The organism is Romboutsia sp., assembly GCF_051659545.1.
Classification (GTDB): Bacteria; Bacillota; Clostridia; order Peptostreptococcales; family Peptostreptococcaceae; genus JBOFOR01.
On sequence record NZ_JBOFOR010000130.1, the window covers coordinates 1 to 17717 of the forward strand.

The window sequence follows — 17717 nt, forward strand, 5'->3', positions numbered from 1 at the left end:
CAAACATTAATAATGATTACACATAATGAAAATATAGCTAAAAAAGCAGACAGAATAATATCAATAGTAGACGGTGAGCTTTGTGAAAAGAGATAGCTAAGAGCAAAAAATTTGCAACACAAACTATTATATGGTATGATAGTATATAAAATAGTATATTATGCAAAAACTAAGAGTGAGACCGAAGTGCTCACTCTTTTGTTTTAAATTAAACTGACAACTGAATAGGAGGGAAAAAAATGAAAAAGAGTATAGAAGCTACTATTGAAGAAATGGTAGCTAAAATAACAGACCCACGTGGATTTGAGATAGTAGATGTAGAATACGTTAAAGAAGCGGGTGAATACTACTTAAGAATATTCTTAGATAAAGAAGAAGGAATATCTTTAAGTGACTGTGAATCAGTTAGTAGAGAACTAAGTGAAGTATTAGACGCAAAAGACCCAATAAAAGACAATTACTTCTTAGAAGTATCTTCACCAGGACTTGATAGACCAATTAAAAAAGATAAAGACTTTGTAAGATATGCAGGAAGAGAAGTTGAAATAAAATTATATAAGCCTATGGATGGTTCTAAGCAATTTGAAGGAGAACTAGTAGGATTAACTGAAGACAATAATATAAGAGTTATAATAGATGAAAAAGAAGTAGATTTTACTAGAAAAGAAGTTGCACTTATTAGACTTACAATAAAATTCTAGTAGTTATATGAACATTGGAGGAAGAATAAAATGAATTTTGAATTTGCAGACGCACTAGAAGAATTAGAAAAAGATAGAGGCATAGATAAAGAAACACTTATAGATACGATAGAACAAGCATTATTAACTGCATACAAAAAGAACTTCGGGTCAGCTCAAAATGTTAGAGTTGAGTTTGACAGAGAAAGAGGAGATGTAAAAGTATTTTCTCAAAGAGTAGTAGTTGATGAATCGGATTTATATGATACCTTCTTAGAAATAGAGCTTAAGGATGCGAGAGAAATAAGCCCTAACTATGAATTAGGTGATATAATAGAACATGAAGTTACTCCTAGAGATTTCGGAAGAATAGCAGCACAAACAGCTAAGCAAGTTGTTGTTCAAAGAATAAGAGAAGCCGAAAGAGAAATAGTATACAAAGAATTTATAGATAAAGAAAATGAAATCGTTACAGGTGAAGTAGCTAGAGTAAACAAAAACATAGTTTATGTAAACCTAGGAAGAATAGAAGCTGTAATGACTGCACAAGAGCAAATGCAAGGTGAGCACTACAAAGCGGGTCAAAAAATAAAGGTATATATATTAGAAGTAAAGAAAACTAATAAGGGTCCTCAAATAGTTGTATCAAGAAGTCATCCAGGATTAGTGAAGAGATTATTTGAATTTGAAGTACCTGAAATATTTGAAGGTATAGTTCAAATAAAATCTGTAGCAAGAGAAGCTGGTTCTAGAACAAAAATGGCTGTTAAATCAATAGATGAAAAAATAGATCCAATAGGAGCTTGTGTTGGTCCAAAAGGTTCTAGAGTTAAAAACATAGTTGATGAACTTGGCGATGAAAAAATAGATATAATAAAATACAACGAAGATGCAGCAGAATTTATATGTGCTGCACTTAGCCCATCAAAAGTTGTTAAAGTTGAAGTAAAAGAAGAAGAAAGGTCAGCATTAGTAGTTGTACCTGATTACCAATTATCATTAGCAATAGGTAAGGAAGGTCAAAATGCTAGGCTTGCAGCTAAACTTACAAATTGGAAGATAGATATAAAAAGTGAATCACAAGCAAATGCAGAAGATAACGAGTAATAAAGGAGGGGTATTCTTTGGTTAAAGAAAAAAAGATTCCTCAGAGGAAATGTATAGCTTGTCAAGAAAGAGATAGCAAAAAAGGATTAATGAGAATAGTTAAGAGTAAAGAAGGAAAAATATTCTTAGATCCAACAGGAAAAGCTAATGGTAGAGGAGCATATATATGCAAAGATTCAGAATGCCTAAAGAAAGCTATAAAAACAAAAGCTTTAAATAGAGCATTTAAAATAGAAGTCCCGGATACCGTATATGAAAATCTACTAAAGGAGCTAGAAGCTTATGAAGGCTAATGAAGAAAAAGTATACTCTTTTTTAGGTCTTGCAACTAGAGCAGGCAAGTTAGTATCAGGAGATTCGTCTACCTTACTTGAATTAAAAAGAGGAAATGTTAAATTAGTTATAGTAGCTGGTGATGCTTCAGAAAACACTAAAAAATTGTTTAAAGATAAGTCGTCATACAGAAATATACCATACATATATTTCTCAACTAAGTTACAATTAGGACTTTCTATAGGAAAGGCTCCAAGAGCGGCAATAGGTATAAAAGATGCAAATTTTGCTAAGACAATTGCAGAACTAATACAAACACCAAAAATATAATAGGGGGTGATCTTGTGTCAAAAACAAGAGTATACCAAATAGCGAAAGATTTAGGAATGTCAAATGAAGATGTTCTAGTTAAATTAAGAGAATTAGAAATAAATGCAGATAATGAAAATTCGGAATTAGAAGAAGATGAAGTGGAATTAGTTTTAGATATATTAAAAGATGAAATAGCGGCTACAAAAGGAAATGTTATAGCTATAGCAGGAAAAATAACAGTTCAAGAATTAGCTACTAAGTTAGATAAGTCTGCATCTGAAATAATAATGAAGCTTATGAAAATGGGTACAATGGCATCAATAAACCAAGAAATAAGTTTTGAAATAGCATCACTTGTTGCAAGTGAATACGGATTTGAAATAGAAGAAGGTTCAGCTTCAGATGAAGAAGAATTAGAAGCGATAGATGCTTTAATGGATATAGAAGAAGATAAAGAAGAAGATTTAGTAAAAAGACCACCAGTTGTAACAGTAATGGGACACGTTGACCACGGTAAAACTTCTTTACTAGATGCTATAAGACAAACAAATGTAACTTCAAGTGAAGCAGGAGGAATAACTCAACATATAGGTGCTTCTGAAGTTATGGTAAGTGGAGAAAAAGTAGTATTCTTAGATACTCCAGGACATGAAGCCTTCACATCTATGAGAGCTAGAGGAGCGCAAGTTACAGATATGGCAATATTAGTAGTAGCTGCAGATGATGGTATAATGCCTCAAACAGTAGAAGCTATAAATCATGCTAAGGCTGCAGGTGTACCTTTAATAGTTGCTATAAACAAAATAGATAAACAAGGTGCTAACCAAGATAGAGTTAAGCAAGAATTAGCTGATCAAGGATTATTAGTTGAAGACTGGGGTGGAGAAGTAATATCAGTTCCAGTATCAGCTTTAAAAAGAGAAGGAATAGATACTTTACTTGAAATGGTTCTTTTAGTTGCTGAAATGCAAGAATTAAAAGCTAACCCTAACAAGAGAGCTGTTGGTACAGTTATAGAAGCTGAACTTGACAAAGGAAGAGGACCAGTTGCTACAGTACTTGTTCAAGGTGGAACTTTACAAGTTGGAGATCCAATAGTTGCAGGAACTGCTAGTGGTAAAGTAAGAGCAATGATAAACTCTAAAGGAAAAAGAGTTAAAACTGCTGGACCATCTACTGCTGTAGAAATATTAGGATTATCAGAAGTTCCACAAGGTGGAGATCAATTCGTTTCAGTTCCAAATGATAAGTCTGCAAGAATAATAGCTGATAAGAGACAACAAATGGCTAGAGAAGAAATGTTAAAATCTAACCAAAGAATGTCACTTGATGATTTCTTCTCACAAATGGGAGATGCTGAAGTTAAAGAGCTTAACATAATAATAAAGGCAGATGTTCAAGGTTCTGTTCAAGCGGTTAAGCAAAGTTTAGAAAAATTATCAACTGAAGAAGTTGCAGTTAGAGTAATACACGGTGGTGTTGGAGCTATAACTGAATCAGATATAATGTTATCAACTGCATCTAATGCAATAATAATAGGATTCAACGTAAGATCAGTTCCAAGTGCTGAAGTTTTAGCTAAAAAAGAAGGTGTAGATGTAAGAACTTACACAATAATCTACAAAGCTATAGAAGATGTTCAAGCAGCTATGAGTGGAATGTTAGATCCAGAATACAGAGATGAAGATACAGGTAAAGCTGAAGTTAGAGAAATATTCAAATTATCTGGTGTTGGAACAATAGCTGGATGTTATGTATTAAGCGGTAAAATATTCAGAGGTTCTAAGATAAGAGTAGTTAGAGATGGATTTATAATACATGAAGGACAATTAGCAGCATTAAAGAGATTTAAAGATGATGTTAAAGAAGTTAACCATGGATATGAATGTGGTATGACATTTGTAAACTTCAATGATTTAAAAGAAGGCGACATAATAGAAGGTTATATAACTAAAGAAATAGAAAGAAAATTATAATAGATGTAAAAGAGGTCGATATCAATGGCATCATATAACAGAACAAGAAGAATTGCAGAAGAAATAAGAAAAGTAGTAAGTACAATGCTTATAAGTGGAATCAAAGATCCTAGAATAACATCTATGGTTAGTGTAACTGATGTAGAAGTTACTAACGATTTAAGTTACGCATATGTATATGTTAGTATATTAGGTGGAGATGAAGAATCTACACTTAAAGGTTTAAGAAATGCCGTAAGCTATATAAGAAGAGAAGTAAGTAAAAATGTAAAGCTTAGACATACACCACAAATAATATTCAAAGTTGATGATTCAATAAAAAATGGAATGTATATGTCAGACTTAATTAAAAAAGTTAATGAAAAAAGTAATGAACCTTCAGTAGACAATGAGGATACGGACCATGATGAATAATATTGATAATATTATTGAATATATAGAGGGAAGTAACGATTATATCGTTACTTCTCATATTAGTCCTGATGGGGATAATATGGGATCAACTCTTTCAATGTATTATTTTTTAAACAAGCTTAATAAAAACGTTTACTACGTTCTTGATGATAATTCACCTCAAAACTTAAAGTTTTTAGTTGAAGGTATAAAAATTTTAAAGTCTGATGAAGTTGATATTAAGGATTACAGTATAATAGCCCTTGATTGTGGAGATAAAAAAAGAATATGTGTAAGTGAAGAAATATTAGATAATGCAAAAAGTATTATTTGCATAGATCATCATGCAAGTAATGATCATTATGGAGATATAAACTATATAGATATAGATGCTTCATCAACTTGTGAATTAGTATATAATGTACTAAAAAGATATAGTGATTCTAAGAGTTCAAACATTATAGATGAAGAAATTGCTACATGCCTTTATACAGGTCTTGCAACTGATACAGGTAATTTTGCTTACTCTAATACTCATCCTAGTAGCTTTGAAATGGCTAAAAATTTATTGATTCTAGGAGCAAAAAGAGATAATATAATTCAAAATGTATTCCAAAGTAATCCTTATAATTATTACAAATTATTAGGGGAAGCATTAAATACACTAGAAATAGTAGATAATAAAATTGCAAGTATAGAAGTAACTAAAGAAATGTTAAAAAGAAATGTCATAAATTTTAATGACGTTGATGGTATAACTTCATACACTAGAGATATAGAAGGTGTAGAAGTAGGTATACTATTAAAAGAGAAAAAAGAAAATGAAGTCAAGGTTAGCTTAAGATCAAAAAACTATGTTGATGTTAGTGCTATTGCTAAGGAATTTGGTGGAGGCGGCCATATAAGAGCTGCTGGATGTACTGTTTACGATAGTGTACCAAATGTTAAGAAAAAAGTTTTACAAGAAGTACTAAAATCAATTTAAGGTGATGCTGATGAATAAAATTGTAAATATAATAAAGCCTACAGGTATGACATCTCATGATGTTGTAAGTGCTGTAAGAAAAATTGTAAACATGAAAAAAGTAGGACACACAGGTACCCTTGATCCAGATGCATCAGGGGTATTACCTATATGTATAGGAAAAGCTACTAAGGTAAGTGAACTTATCTTGAATAAGGATAAATCATATATATGTGAATTAACTTTAGGGATAATAACAGATACATATGATTCTTCGGGTGAAGTTTTAGAAAAAGTAGATGCTTTTTCATTTACAAAAGAAGAAATTGAAAAAGCTTTTGATTCTCAAAGAGGAGAAATAAATCAGATTCCTCCAATTTACTCAGCACTAAAAGTTAATGGGAAGAGAATGTGTGATTTAGCTAGAAGTGGAAAAGCAGATCAAATCACTATAAAATCACGTCCAGTTAATATAAAAGAACTTGAAATATTAAGTATAGATAAAGAAAAGATAATGTTTTATGTGAAATGTTCTAAAGGAACATACGTAAGAAGTATTTGCTATGATATAGGAAAATACTTAGGGTGTGGTGGTCATATGTCATTTTTACTTAGAACTTCTTCGGGTAGATTTAATCTTGAAAATGGAATAACATTAGAAGAATTAAAAGAGTTTTATGAAAATGGAACACTAGACAAACATTTATATGATATAGATTACGTATTGAATAATTTCAATCATGTAGTAATAAATGATAATGCTCTAAAATACTATATAAATGGTGGAATTATAGACGATAAAAGATTTATAGAAAAAAGTTTTGATAAAAATGATGAATTTGTAAGAGTCTATAGCTCAGATGAATTTTTAGGAATAGGAAAAATAATAAGAAAAGATAACACGACTACCTTAAAAAGTGATAAACTATTTATAGTATAAAGGAAAATTTATAACTTAACGGGGAAATTGCTATGACTACTATAAAATCTATAAACGAGATTGCAAATATAAATAGAAGTGTTGTTACAATAGGTAATTTTGATGGACTTCATAAAGGACATAGTGTTCTTATAAAAAAAGCAGTAGAGTATTCTAGGTTAAATAATATAAAAAGTGTAGTATTTACTTTTAAAAATCATCCAGCCAACTATTTTACTTCGAGTACTATAAAAAATATAATAACTAACGAAGAAAAAATAAATAGATTAAAAGCTATGGGTGTAGACTATATAATAAATGTTCCATTTGATGAATATATGACTAAAATATCAGCCAGTGATTTTATAAAGGATATTTTATTAGATAAACTAAATATACAAAAGATAATAATAGGACATGACTTTAGTTTTGCTAGAAATAAAGAAGGAAATGCCAATTTACTACAAGTGCTTTCTCATAAATATAATTTTGACGTAGAAATAGTTAGCCCTATAAAAATAAATGATGTAAGGGTAAGTAGTACTCATATTAGGAACCTTATAAATGAAGGCAATGTGTGTAAAGTTAAAGACTATTTAGGTTATAATTATGAGATAGAAGGAAAAGTAATACACTCTAAAAAACTAGGGAGAACGATTGGATTTCCAACTGCAAATGTAGAAGTTGATAAAGAAATGAGTATACCTAAAAGAGGAATATATGCCACTATAGTATATGTTGATGGAGAGAAATACTTTGGAGCAACAAATATAGGGTATAATCCTACTGTAAAAGGTCAAAACTTATCTATTGAGACAAATATATTGGAATTTAATGAAGAGATATATGGCAAAGTTATTAAGCTTGAATTTTTAGAAAGAATAAGAGATGAAAAGAAGTTTTCATCTTTAGAAGAACTAAAAAAACAACTTCAAAAAGATACCAAATATATATATGAAAAGTATGTTTGCAAAAAAGAAGAATATATGATAAGATAAGTAAAGTAATAATTACTAACTAACCATTACTCGGCATTAGATAACTCCAATCAATGCTTAGTAATAGGCGATTACAAAATAATGGAGGTAAATCACAATGATGATGAACAAAGCAGAAATAATCAAAGATTTCGGAAGATTTGAAGGAGATACAGGTTCTCCAGAAGTACAAATAGCTTTATTAACAGCTAGAATAAATGAATTAAACGGTCACTTAAAGACTCACAAGAAAGATCACCACTCAAGAAGAGGATTATTAAAGATGGTTGGTAAGAGAAGAAACTTATTAGCTTACTTAAAGGATAGAGACTTAGAAGGATACAGAGCATTAATAGCTAAGTTAGGTTTAAGAAAATAATAATTAACTTAAGCAGCAAAAGAGAAGATTTATATCTTCTCTTTTTTGAATTTTAAATATTTCTATTAGTTGTTGAGAATAGATATGATTAAATTTATAGTAATAAGTAAATAATAAATAAAACTAATTGCAATCAATATAGATAAGTATGTGACTTTTATGTTGTTAATTTATACTATTTTTGATAAGATAGTACATAGAAGATAAAAGCGGTTTAAATAAAGAGGAGGCAAGCATTGATGTTTGAACATAAGATATTTAAAATGGATTTAGCAGGAAGAGAATTTTCTGTTGAAATAGGAAAAATAGCAGAATTAGCTAGCGGAAGTGCAATACTTAGGTACGGAGATACTATGGTTATGGTAAACGTATCAAAATCAGCAAAGCCAAGAGATGGAATAGATTTCTTCCCTCTAAGTGTTGATTATGAAGAAAAATTATATTCAGTAGGTAAGATACCAGGTGGATTTTTAAAGAGAGAAGGAAGACCATCAGAAAAAGCGATACTTACTTCTAGACTTATAGATAGACCAATAAGACCATTATTCCCAAAAGGTTTTAGAAATGATGTACAAGTAGTAGCTACAGTATTATCAGTAGATCAAGATTGTACACCAGATGTAGTGGCTATGATAGGTTCATCAATTGCTTTATCAATATCTGAAATACCATTCAATGGACCAACAGGATCTATAGTGGTAGGACTTGTTGATGGTGCATTTGTAGTTAACCCAACAGCAGAACAAAGAGAAAAGAGTTCTATGCACCTTGTAGTATCTGGAACTAAAGATGCTATAATGATGGTTGAAGCTGGTGGAGATGAAATACCAGATACATTAATGCTTGAAGCAATATTATTTGCTCATGAGCAAATTAAAAAAGTTGTAGCTTTCATAGAAGAAATAGTTGCAACTGTTGGAAAAGAAAAGATAGAAGTATCACTTCATAAAATAGATGAAGATGTAGAAAAAGCAGTTCGTGAGTTTGCTACAGCTGATATGAAAGAAGCTGTAAAAACAATAGAAAAGCTTGAAAGAATGGAAAAAATGGATGCTGTAAAGCAAGCTACTTTTGAAAAGTTTGAAGAAATAGTAGATACATTTGGTTCAGATATAGAAGAAACTTTACATGCTATAATAAAAGAAGAAGTTAGAAAACTTATAGTTCATGAAAACATAAGACCAGATAACAGAAAGCCAGATGAAATAAGACCAATATGGTGTGACAATGGATTTATACCAAGAACTCATGGTTCGGGACTATTTACAAGAGGGCAAACTCAAGTAATGTCAATAACTACATTAGGAGCTCTTGGAGAAGCACAAATATTAGATGGACTAGATGAAGAAGAAAACAAGAGATACATGCATAACTACAACTTCCCAGCTTATAGTGTTGGTGAAGCTAGACCATCAAGAGGTCCAGGAAGAAGAGAAATTGGTCACGGTGCACTTGCTGAGAGAGCATTAGTGCCAGTACTTCCTTCAAAAGAAGAATTCCCATATGCAATAAGAGTAGTTTCTGAAGTATTAAGTTCAAATGGATCAACATCTCAAGGAAGTGTATGTGGATCAACATTATCACTTTTAGATGCTGGTGTACCTATTAAGGATATGGTAGCAGGTATAGCAATGGGTCTTATAAAGCATGATGACAAAGTTGCCGTATTATCTGATATACAAGGTATGGAAGACCACTTAGGAGATATGGACTTTAAAGTTGCAGGAACTGAAAAGGGTATAACTGCTATACAAATGGATATAAAAATAGCTGGTATAGATGAGCAAGTTTTAAGAGATGCATTAACTCAAGCGAAAATTGGTAGAATACACATATTAAACGAAATGAGAAAAACAATAAGTGAGCCAAAGCCAGAGTTATCAAGATATGCACCAAAAATTATAACAATGCACATAAAGCCAGATAAAATAAGAGACGTAATAGGACCAGGTGGGAAGGTTATAACTAAAATAATCGATGAAACTGGGGTTAAGATAGATATAGAACAAGATGGAGAAGTATTCATAGGTGGAATAGATCCAGATATGATAGCACTTGCTCAAAAGATGATAAATGATATAGTTGCAGAAGCTGAAGTTGGTAAAACTTACAAAGGTAAAGTAACTAGAATAATGGCATTCGGAGCATTTGTAGAAATACTTCCAGGAAAAGAAGGATTACTTCATATATCTCATATAGCACACGAAAGAGTAGCTAAAGTAGAAGATGTGTTAAATATTGGAGATGAAGTAGAAGTAAAAGTTACTGAAATAGATGAAAAAGGAAGAGTAAACTTATCTAGAAAAGTACTATTACCTAAGCCTGAAAAAGTTGAGAAAAAAGAAGAAAAGTAAATTTAAATAGACCAAAAGCATAAACTATTAGCCTAGCTAAGTTTATGCTTTTTTTTACGATTAAAGAAACTAGATTACCTTAAAAATTGTGGATAAGTTGATACATTCAAGCAACTTCAACACATTTAGCGGGAGTAAAAAAGTTTTTTAGCAACGCGCAGAGCCGTTGGCGATATGAGCAAAGCGAATTTTTGTGAATAAATAAGTAGACAAACTAATAGTATTTATAAAGGAGTAATTTGTACATACCTTAAATAAATGAAAATCTAGTAATAGGTATTATATTAATAATTTAGGAAGAGAGGTTTAAAAGAAAAATAAATGATAATGATGGTAATTAGTAAAAACAAACTAAAGAAAATTATCATAGGTATAATAGCAATAGTATTAGTTTTGTATGGAATAGTATTTTGTCTAAATAGAATAACAGATAAAACTACATTTGAGCCTATAACCGCAGCTCAAGTACCTTACGACAAAGGTACGAAACTAAATAGTAAATATGTTGCCCTTATTTGTAATGTGGATTTAGGATGGGAAAATGAATATGTAGAAGGAATACTAACAGCACTTAAAAAAGAAAATGTAAAAATAACTTTCAATGTGACTGGAAGGTGGGCAGAGCACAACCAAGATTTATTACTTAAAATGAAAAAACAAGGACATGAAATAGGTAATCATGGACATAGACACTTGGACTATGCAAATTTATCATATGAAGAAAATTTAGAACAAATAAAAACCTCAAAAACAATAATAGAAAATATTATAAAGGAACCAACAAAATTTTTTCAAGCACCATCAGGTTCTTTTGGCGAGAATACGATGAGAGCAGCAAAAGATTTAGGGTATACCTGTATTAAATGGGATATAGATACAATTGATTGGAAAAACAGAAAAGAACCAGAAGTAATAATAGAAAGAGTAAAGAAAAAAGACATAAAAGAAAATAGTATAGTATTAATGCATCCTACATATGCAACTACTCAGTGTATAGATGAGATTATAAAAATTATAAGAGATAAAAATCTAAAACCTGGTAAATTAAGTGACATATTCTAGGAGACGGAATTTAGGTGAGTTATAGAATAAGTTGAATAAATGCTTATAGTAACTTATAATTTAATAAATGCATATATATGTTATAAGTTATAAAAGATGAACAAGAGAATTTGAAATTAATCAAAGTACAATTGGAGGACGAGTATGTATAAAACACATAGATTAGATAATGGATTGACAATAATAGGAGAAGAAATACCGTATTTAAAATCTATAGCATTAGGAGTTTGGATAAATGCAGGTTCTAGAATAGAGGATGAAAACAATAGCGGAGTATCGCACTTTATAGAGCATATGCTATTTAAAGGAACTAAAAATAGAACATCTAAGCAAATTGCTAATGAGATAGACAATTTAGGGGGACAGATAAACGCATTTACTAGTAAAGAATGTACATGTTATTATGTAAAACTTTTAGATTCTCATATAGATACTGGAATAGATATACTAAGTGATATGATATTAAATCCATTGTTTGATACTAAGGACATAGATAAAGAAAGAGCGGTAATACTTGAAGAGTTGAAAATGTATGAAGACTCACCAGAAGATTTAGCTTATGACTTATTATCAGAAGGTATATATGCTAATGATAGTTTAGGTATGAACATAGTAGGAACAGTGGATTCTTTAGAAAGATTAGATAAAGAAATATTGTTAGATTTCCTTGGTAAATACTATGTACCTAATAATGCGGTAATATCTATAAGTGGAAACTTTGATTTTGATGAAATGGTAAAAAAATTAGAAAATAAGTTTTTAAAATGGAATCGCAAAGAATTAAATGTAGAAGTAAAAAAAGCTGAGTTTAACTCATGCTTTATAGCTAAAAATAAAGACATAGAACAAGTAAACCTAGCAGTAAGTTTAGAAGCTATACCTGTTGACAATAGTGAAGAAGTTTATGCTTTAGCTATTATAAATACAATATTTGGAGGAAGTATAAGTTCTAGATTATTCCAAAAGATAAGAGAGGAACAAGGATTAGTTTATTCTATTTATTCATCTCAAACTTTATATAAAAAATGTGGAGAGTTAAGTATTTTTGGGAGTATGAGTAATGAAAATTTACAGGATGTATACGATTCTATTCTGGAAGAGATTAAAGAAATAAGAACAAATTATTTAACTGATATAGAAATACAAAATAGTAAGGAACAACTTAAAGGCAGCTATATGCTAGGCTTAGAGAGCACAAGCAGTAGGATGATGTCTATAGGTAAGGCTATGTTATTAAATGATAAGATTAAAACTACAGATGAGGTACTGCAATGTATAGATAAAGTTGACAGAGAAACTATAAACCAAGTTATAGATAAGATTTTCAATTTAGATAAAATGGGTGTATGTATTGTAGGAAGAGATGTTGAAGAAACTAATTTAATAAGTAGATAACTATTGGGGGGAAAAATATGAATTTATCTGAAATAGCAGGTAAAGAAATAGTTAACTTAGTTACAGGAGAAAGACTAGGAGTAATTGGAGAATGTGACCTTATATTAGATGAAACAACAGGGGAGATACTAGCACTTTTAATACCGAGAGAAAAAGGATTATTTGGATTAAAAAGAGATAAATCAGTACTTGAAGTACCGTGGAGGAGCGTAAGAAAAATTGGAAATGATATGATAATAATTGAGTATGACGGTATATACTAGGGGGATGGGTAATGGGAATTTTAGTTCAAAAATTTGGTGGCACATCTGTTGAATCTTATGAAAAAATGAAAGAAGTATGTAAAATAGTAAAGTCGTATAAAGAAAATGATAAGGATTTAGGAATGGTTGTAGTAGTTTCTGCTATGGGAAGAAAAGGAGCACCATATGCAACAGATACCCTTATAAGTTTATGTAGTCAAATAAATGAAAATCCTCAAAAGAGAGAACTTGATATTTTAATGGCGTGTGGAGAAATAATATCAGGCACTATACTAACTAACATGCTTAATTCACAAGGATTAGAAGCTACATTTTTAACTGGAATACAGGCAGGAGTAATTACTAATAATAATTATTCGAATGCTAGAATAATTAAAATAAATCCACAAAGAATGATAAAGGAAATAGATCAAAAAAAGATAGTAGTGATAGCTGGATTTCAAGGTGGAACAGAAGATGGTGAAATCACAACTTTAGGTAGAGGAGGAAGTGATACATCTGCAGTTGCAATAGGAAAATCACTAGGATGTGATATTGTAGAAATATATACAGATGTAGATGGAATAATGACAGCAGATCCTAGAGTGGAACCAAAAGCTAAAGTGCTAAACTTTATTAACTATGAAGAAGTATTTCAAATGGCAGATAAAGGAGCTAAAGTTATTCATCCAAGAGCAGTACAGCTTGCTAAAAGTGGAAATATTACATTAGCTATAAAAAATACACTTAATCCTAATTATGAAGGTACTAAAATTGGTCTAGAACATAAAAATACTGCTTTTTCCTATGAAAATGAGGGTGGTATTATGACTGCTGTAGCTCATAAAGATAAAATTGCTCAAGTTAAAATCAAGTCGGATGAGGGTTTATTTACAGAAGTTTTAGATAAAATAGAAGAGAATAATGTAAGTATAGATATGATAAACTTCTTTATAGGAGAAAAAGCATTTGTTATAGAAGAGGTAGATGTAAAAAAATTAGAAAGTATACTTAAAAAATTTAATGTAGAATATGAAATAAAGAAAAAATGTGCAAAAATAACTCTCATTGGATCGAAAATAACAGGAACACCAGGGATTATGGCTAGGATAGTAAGAGCTTTATCAAAGTCAGGAATATCATTGCTTCAAACATCTGATTCTAATATGACAATATCATGTTTAGTAAATGAAGAAAACATGAATGATGCAGTTCATGCCATTCATAATGAATTTTATGTAGAATAGATAGTGTAAAATTCACAAGTAACTTTGCTTATTGCAAATTGACTTGTGAATTTTTTTTTTATGCAAGGGAAAGATAAGTAAAAGTAAAAAGTAGATTTAGAGAGGAGTTTTATATATGAATGATGACAAAAAAATATTAGAAAATAGTTACATAGAATTAAGTCTAGATAAAGATAAAAAAAATAAAAAACCTATAAAAAATCAGTGTGATGATAGCCCGGATAATGAAACTGAAGAGATACAAAATATAAAACAAATGGGTGTGCCTAATATTCCACAACCACAAAAAAAAGATATTCAATGCATAACTATAATAGGAGAAATAGAAGGGCACTATATAGGAAATCCTCAAAAAAAGGCAACTAAATATGAACATATAATACCAATGCTTTATTCTATAGAGGAAAGTGACGAAATCAAAGGTGTACTTATAATATTAAATACTGTAGGAGGAGATGTAGAAGCTGGGCTTGCTATGTCAGAACTTATAAATAGTATATCTAAAAAGGTAGTTACATTGGTTTTAGGAGGGAGCCACAGTATAGGTGTTCCTCTTGCTACAGCTGGAGATTATTCGTTTATAGCACCTACAGCTACGATGATAGTTCATCCAATAAGAACAAATGGATTAGTAATAGGAGTAAATGAAACTTTTGAGTACTTCAAAAAAATGCAAGATAGAATAGTTGAATTTATAACTAGAACATCTAAAATAAAAAGAGAAGAGTTAGTAAGATTAATGCATGCTAAAGATGAACTTGTAAGTGATGTAGGAAGTGTACTTATAGGAAAAGAAGCTGTTGCATGTGGTCTTATTGATGAAGTCGGAGGATTAAAAGAAGCTTTAGGTAAGTTAAGAGCATTAATCAAAGAAGATGAGCAAGATAAAAATTAAACAAATGAAGAAAATAAATAAGATTTGTTTAAATAATAAAATATATGATATAATTAAATAATATAGATAGAAGTGTTAGTGTTAATGCATTAACACTTTTTGCTATGATTTAAGATATAATTAAACCAATATAATATACAATAAAAAATAAATGATACAATTAAAAAGAGGTGAGGTTGATGGCTAAGAAGAAAAAAGCTAAAAAGAAAGACAACAAGTTAGGTTTTAATGCGGAGTACCACAATTTAATTACCATATTCATAGGGATATTCTTACTATACAGTTTAAATTCCAATTCTATGGGATTGATAGGTGGCTTTATTCAAAATACTTTTAAGGGACTGTTTGGAGGACTTTCTGTTGGTATACCATTTATAATTATCATTACAGGTATACTTGGATTTTTCGAGGGCAATGAATATATATATAGAATAAAAAATACTAAAGTTTATTATCTAGTAATTGGGTTTATATTTGTATTTTATGGTTTAATGAATGCAAGGAATCTTCCAGTAGATAGCCCATTAAAAGCTGAAATGTTAAAGCCTGTAATGAATATGGGGGTTAATGGAGAAGGTTGTGGTTTAGTCGCTACTACTATAACTTATTATATAAGACAAATATTTGGAATAACTGGTGGATGGTTAATTAGTATATTTACACTAATAATTGCCGTTTTATTTACATTTAATATTTCTGTAAAAGATTTGATATTAAATATTAAAGCTAAGTCTAATAGTGCTAAGAATGGAAACTTAGATATAAAAGATAAAATTTCTAGTATGAAAAAGTCTGCAATAGATATGATGACAGATGAAGTAGATGAAGCTACTATGACTAAAAAAGATGGATTCTTTAAATCTTTAAAATCTAAAAATAAAGAAGATAAAAATATTTCAGAAGATGAAAATAATCTAGAAGATGATGTAGATGATAAGACTATAAAAATCATCGGATTTAATAAATCAGAAGATGAGTATTTAGAAATACTTGAAGGAACGCAAAGTATGTCAGAACTAGATGTACTAAAAGCACTTCAAGAGTCTAAAAAGGAAAATAAAAAAACAGCACCAAAAGTTGAAGAAAAAACTCAACCACTAAATATAAAGGTTGAATCTTCTTATAAAAACTATAAAAAACCTAATACAGAACTTTTAAGCAAAATAGATAAGAAATCAGATGATAATGGTAAAAAGAAAGTACTAAAAAATGCTTCTTTACTAGAAAAGACTTTATCTGATTTTGGAGTAGAAGCAAAAGTAAATCAAGTTACAGTAGGGCCTACTATTACTAGATATGAAATACAACCTAGTCCTGGAGTTAAAGTAAGTAAAATTGTCAACTTAACAGATGATATAGCTCTAAGCTTAGCAGCTAAAAGTATAAGAATGGAAGCTCCAATACCAGGCAAAAGTGCAATAGGAATAGAGGTTCCAAATGAAACATCTCAAATTGTAGGTATAAGAGAAGTTTTAGAAAGTGATGAATTTAAGAAATTTGATTCACCACTAGCTATGGCATTAGGAAAAGATATAAGTGGAAAACCGATAATAGGTGATATAGGAAAGATGCCACATCTTCTTATTGCAGGCTCAACAGGTTCTGGTAAAAGTGTATGTGTAAACACTTTAATAAATAGTATACTGTATAAGGCAAGTCCAGATGAAGTTAAGTTTTTACTTATAGATCCTAAAGTAGTTGAACTTGCAAATTACAATGGTATACCTCATTTATTAATACCAGTTGTAACAGATCCTAAAAAAGCAGCAAATGCTCTTAACTGGGCTGTAGTAGAAATGAATAAAAGATATAAATTATTTGCTGAAAATGGTGTAAAAGATATAACTAGCTACAATGAAAAAGTTGATGAAAAGCTTCCTAAGATAGTAATAATAATAGATGAGCTTGCTGACCTAATGATGGTTAGTGCTAATGATGTAGAAGATTATATCTGTAGATTAGCACAAATGGCAAGAGCAGCAGGAATGCACTTAATAGTTGCAACTCAAAGACCGTCTGTAGACGTAATAACAGGTGTTATAAAGGCGAATATACCATCTAGAATTGCTTTTGCAGTTTCATCTCAAACGGACTCAAGAACAATATTAGATATGGGTGGAGCTGAAAAATTACTGGGTAAAGGAGATATGTTATTCTATCCTCTAGGTGCAGCAAAACCAGTTAGATTACAAGGTGCATTTATATCAGAAAGTGAATCAGAAAAAGTAGTAGATTTTGTAAAGAATCAAGTAAAAGAAGATGTTAAATATGAAGAAAATATAATGGAAACTATATCTAAGTCAAACATAACAAAGCAAAGCGATGAAGATGAACTTTTAAAAGAAGTAATTGAATTTGTAGTAGAAAATGGTCAAGCTTCAGCATCTATGTTGCAAAGAAGATATAAAATAGGATTCAATAGAGCTGCTAGGCTTATTGATTCAATGGAAGAAAGAGGAATAGTTGGACAAAATGAAGGAAGCAAACCAAGAAAAGTGTTAGTCAGCAAACAGGACTTACAAAATATAGAAGGTGAATAAAT

At 30.2% G+C, this 17717-nt stretch carries 17 protein-coding genes; all 17 read left to right on the top strand.

The genetic code is table 11. The features are described 5' to 3' along the window. The first annotated feature begins 239 nt into the window (after positions 1–239). The 17 genes from rimP (at position 240) to ACRC03_RS07460 (ending at position 17715) form a co-directional block, all read left to right on the top strand. Entirely contained in the window at positions 240–701 is a 462-nt protein-coding gene (rimP, locus tag ACRC03_RS07380; protein WP_438651920.1) for a ribosome maturation factor RimP, read from the top strand. Positions 702–731: 30 nt separating this feature from the next. Next, complete coding sequence (gene nusA / locus ACRC03_RS07385) at positions 732–1787, top strand: transcription termination factor NusA (protein WP_438651921.1); 1056 nt, start codon at positions 732–734, stop codon at positions 1785–1787. A 17-nt stretch (positions 1788–1804) separates the two neighbouring features. Next, positions 1805–2080 (top strand): RNase P modulator RnpM, encoded by a 276-nt coding sequence (gene rnpM, locus ACRC03_RS07390; RefSeq protein ID WP_438651922.1) that lies wholly within the window; start codon positions 1805–1807, stop codon positions 2078–2080. Next, the gene (locus tag ACRC03_RS07395) at positions 2070–2390 is read left to right on the top strand and encodes a L7Ae/L30e/S12e/Gadd45 family ribosomal protein (protein WP_438651923.1); all 321 of its coding nucleotides are present in this window, start codon (positions 2070–2072) and stop codon (positions 2388–2390) included. The genes rnpM and ACRC03_RS07395 overlap by 11 nt, the downstream gene beginning before the upstream one ends. A 14-nt stretch (positions 2391–2404) precedes the next feature. After that, the gene (gene infB / locus ACRC03_RS07400) at positions 2405–4348 is read left to right on the top strand and encodes a translation initiation factor IF-2 (RefSeq protein WP_438651924.1); all 1944 of its coding nucleotides are present in this window, start codon (positions 2405–2407) and stop codon (positions 4346–4348) included. 24 nt (positions 4349–4372) lie between these two features. Further along, on the top strand, positions 4373–4762 hold the full coding sequence (gene rbfA, locus ACRC03_RS07405) for a 30S ribosome-binding factor RbfA (protein WP_438651925.1): 390 nt from the start codon (positions 4373–4375) through the stop codon (positions 4760–4762). Then, a complete protein-coding gene (locus tag ACRC03_RS07410) occupies positions 4755–5726 on the top strand; it encodes a DHH family phosphoesterase (RefSeq protein ID WP_438651955.1) in 972 nt (323 codons plus the stop codon). Before rbfA ends, ACRC03_RS07410 begins: the two co-directional genes overlap by 8 nt. 10 nt (positions 5727–5736) lie before the next feature. Further along, positions 5737–6645, top strand: coding sequence for a tRNA pseudouridine(55) synthase TruB (gene truB / locus ACRC03_RS07415; protein ID WP_438651926.1), 909 nt, complete (start codon positions 5737–5739; stop codon positions 6643–6645). Positions 6646–6677: 32 nt separating this feature from the next. Then, entirely contained in the window at positions 6678–7622 is a 945-nt protein-coding gene (locus ACRC03_RS07420; protein WP_438651927.1) for a bifunctional riboflavin kinase/FAD synthetase, read from the top strand. A gap of 100 nt (positions 7623–7722) precedes the next feature. Then, a complete protein-coding gene (rpsO, locus tag ACRC03_RS07425; RefSeq protein ID WP_438651956.1) occupies positions 7723–7980 on the top strand; it encodes a 30S ribosomal protein S15 in 258 nt (85 codons plus the stop codon). Between the two features lie 239 nt (positions 7981–8219). Beyond that, the gene (locus ACRC03_RS07430; RefSeq protein WP_438651928.1) at positions 8220–10334 is read left to right on the top strand and encodes a polyribonucleotide nucleotidyltransferase; all 2115 of its coding nucleotides are present in this window, start codon (positions 8220–8222) and stop codon (positions 10332–10334) included. A 327-nt stretch (positions 10335–10661) separates the two neighbouring features. Then, positions 10662–11396: a polysaccharide deacetylase family protein gene (locus ACRC03_RS07435; protein ID WP_438651929.1), complete on the top strand. Its 735-nt coding sequence runs from the start codon at positions 10662–10664 to the stop codon at positions 11394–11396. Positions 11397–11540: 144 nt separating this feature from the next. Further along, complete coding sequence (locus ACRC03_RS07440) at positions 11541–12791, top strand: M16 family metallopeptidase (RefSeq protein WP_438651930.1); 1251 nt, start codon at positions 11541–11543, stop codon at positions 12789–12791. Positions 12792–12808: 17 nt separating this feature from the next. Next, the gene (locus ACRC03_RS07445; RefSeq protein WP_438651931.1) at positions 12809–13054 is read left to right on the top strand and encodes a YlmC/YmxH family sporulation protein; all 246 of its coding nucleotides are present in this window, start codon (positions 12809–12811) and stop codon (positions 13052–13054) included. Between the two features lie 11 nt (positions 13055–13065). Next, positions 13066–14280 carry an aspartate kinase gene (gene dapG, locus ACRC03_RS07450; RefSeq protein ID WP_438651932.1) on the top strand — a complete coding sequence of 405 codons (1215 nt, stop codon included), beginning with the start codon at positions 13066–13068 and terminating at the stop codon, positions 14278–14280. A gap of 115 nt (positions 14281–14395) precedes the next feature. Further along, a complete protein-coding gene (locus ACRC03_RS07455; protein WP_438651933.1) occupies positions 14396–15175 on the top strand; it encodes a ClpP family protease in 780 nt (259 codons plus the stop codon). Between the two features lie 179 nt (positions 15176–15354). Continuing rightward, positions 15355–17715 carry a DNA translocase FtsK gene (locus ACRC03_RS07460; RefSeq protein WP_438651934.1) on the top strand — a complete coding sequence of 787 codons (2361 nt, stop codon included), beginning with the start codon at positions 15355–15357 and terminating at the stop codon, positions 17713–17715. Positions 17716–17717 lie beyond the last annotated feature (2 nt).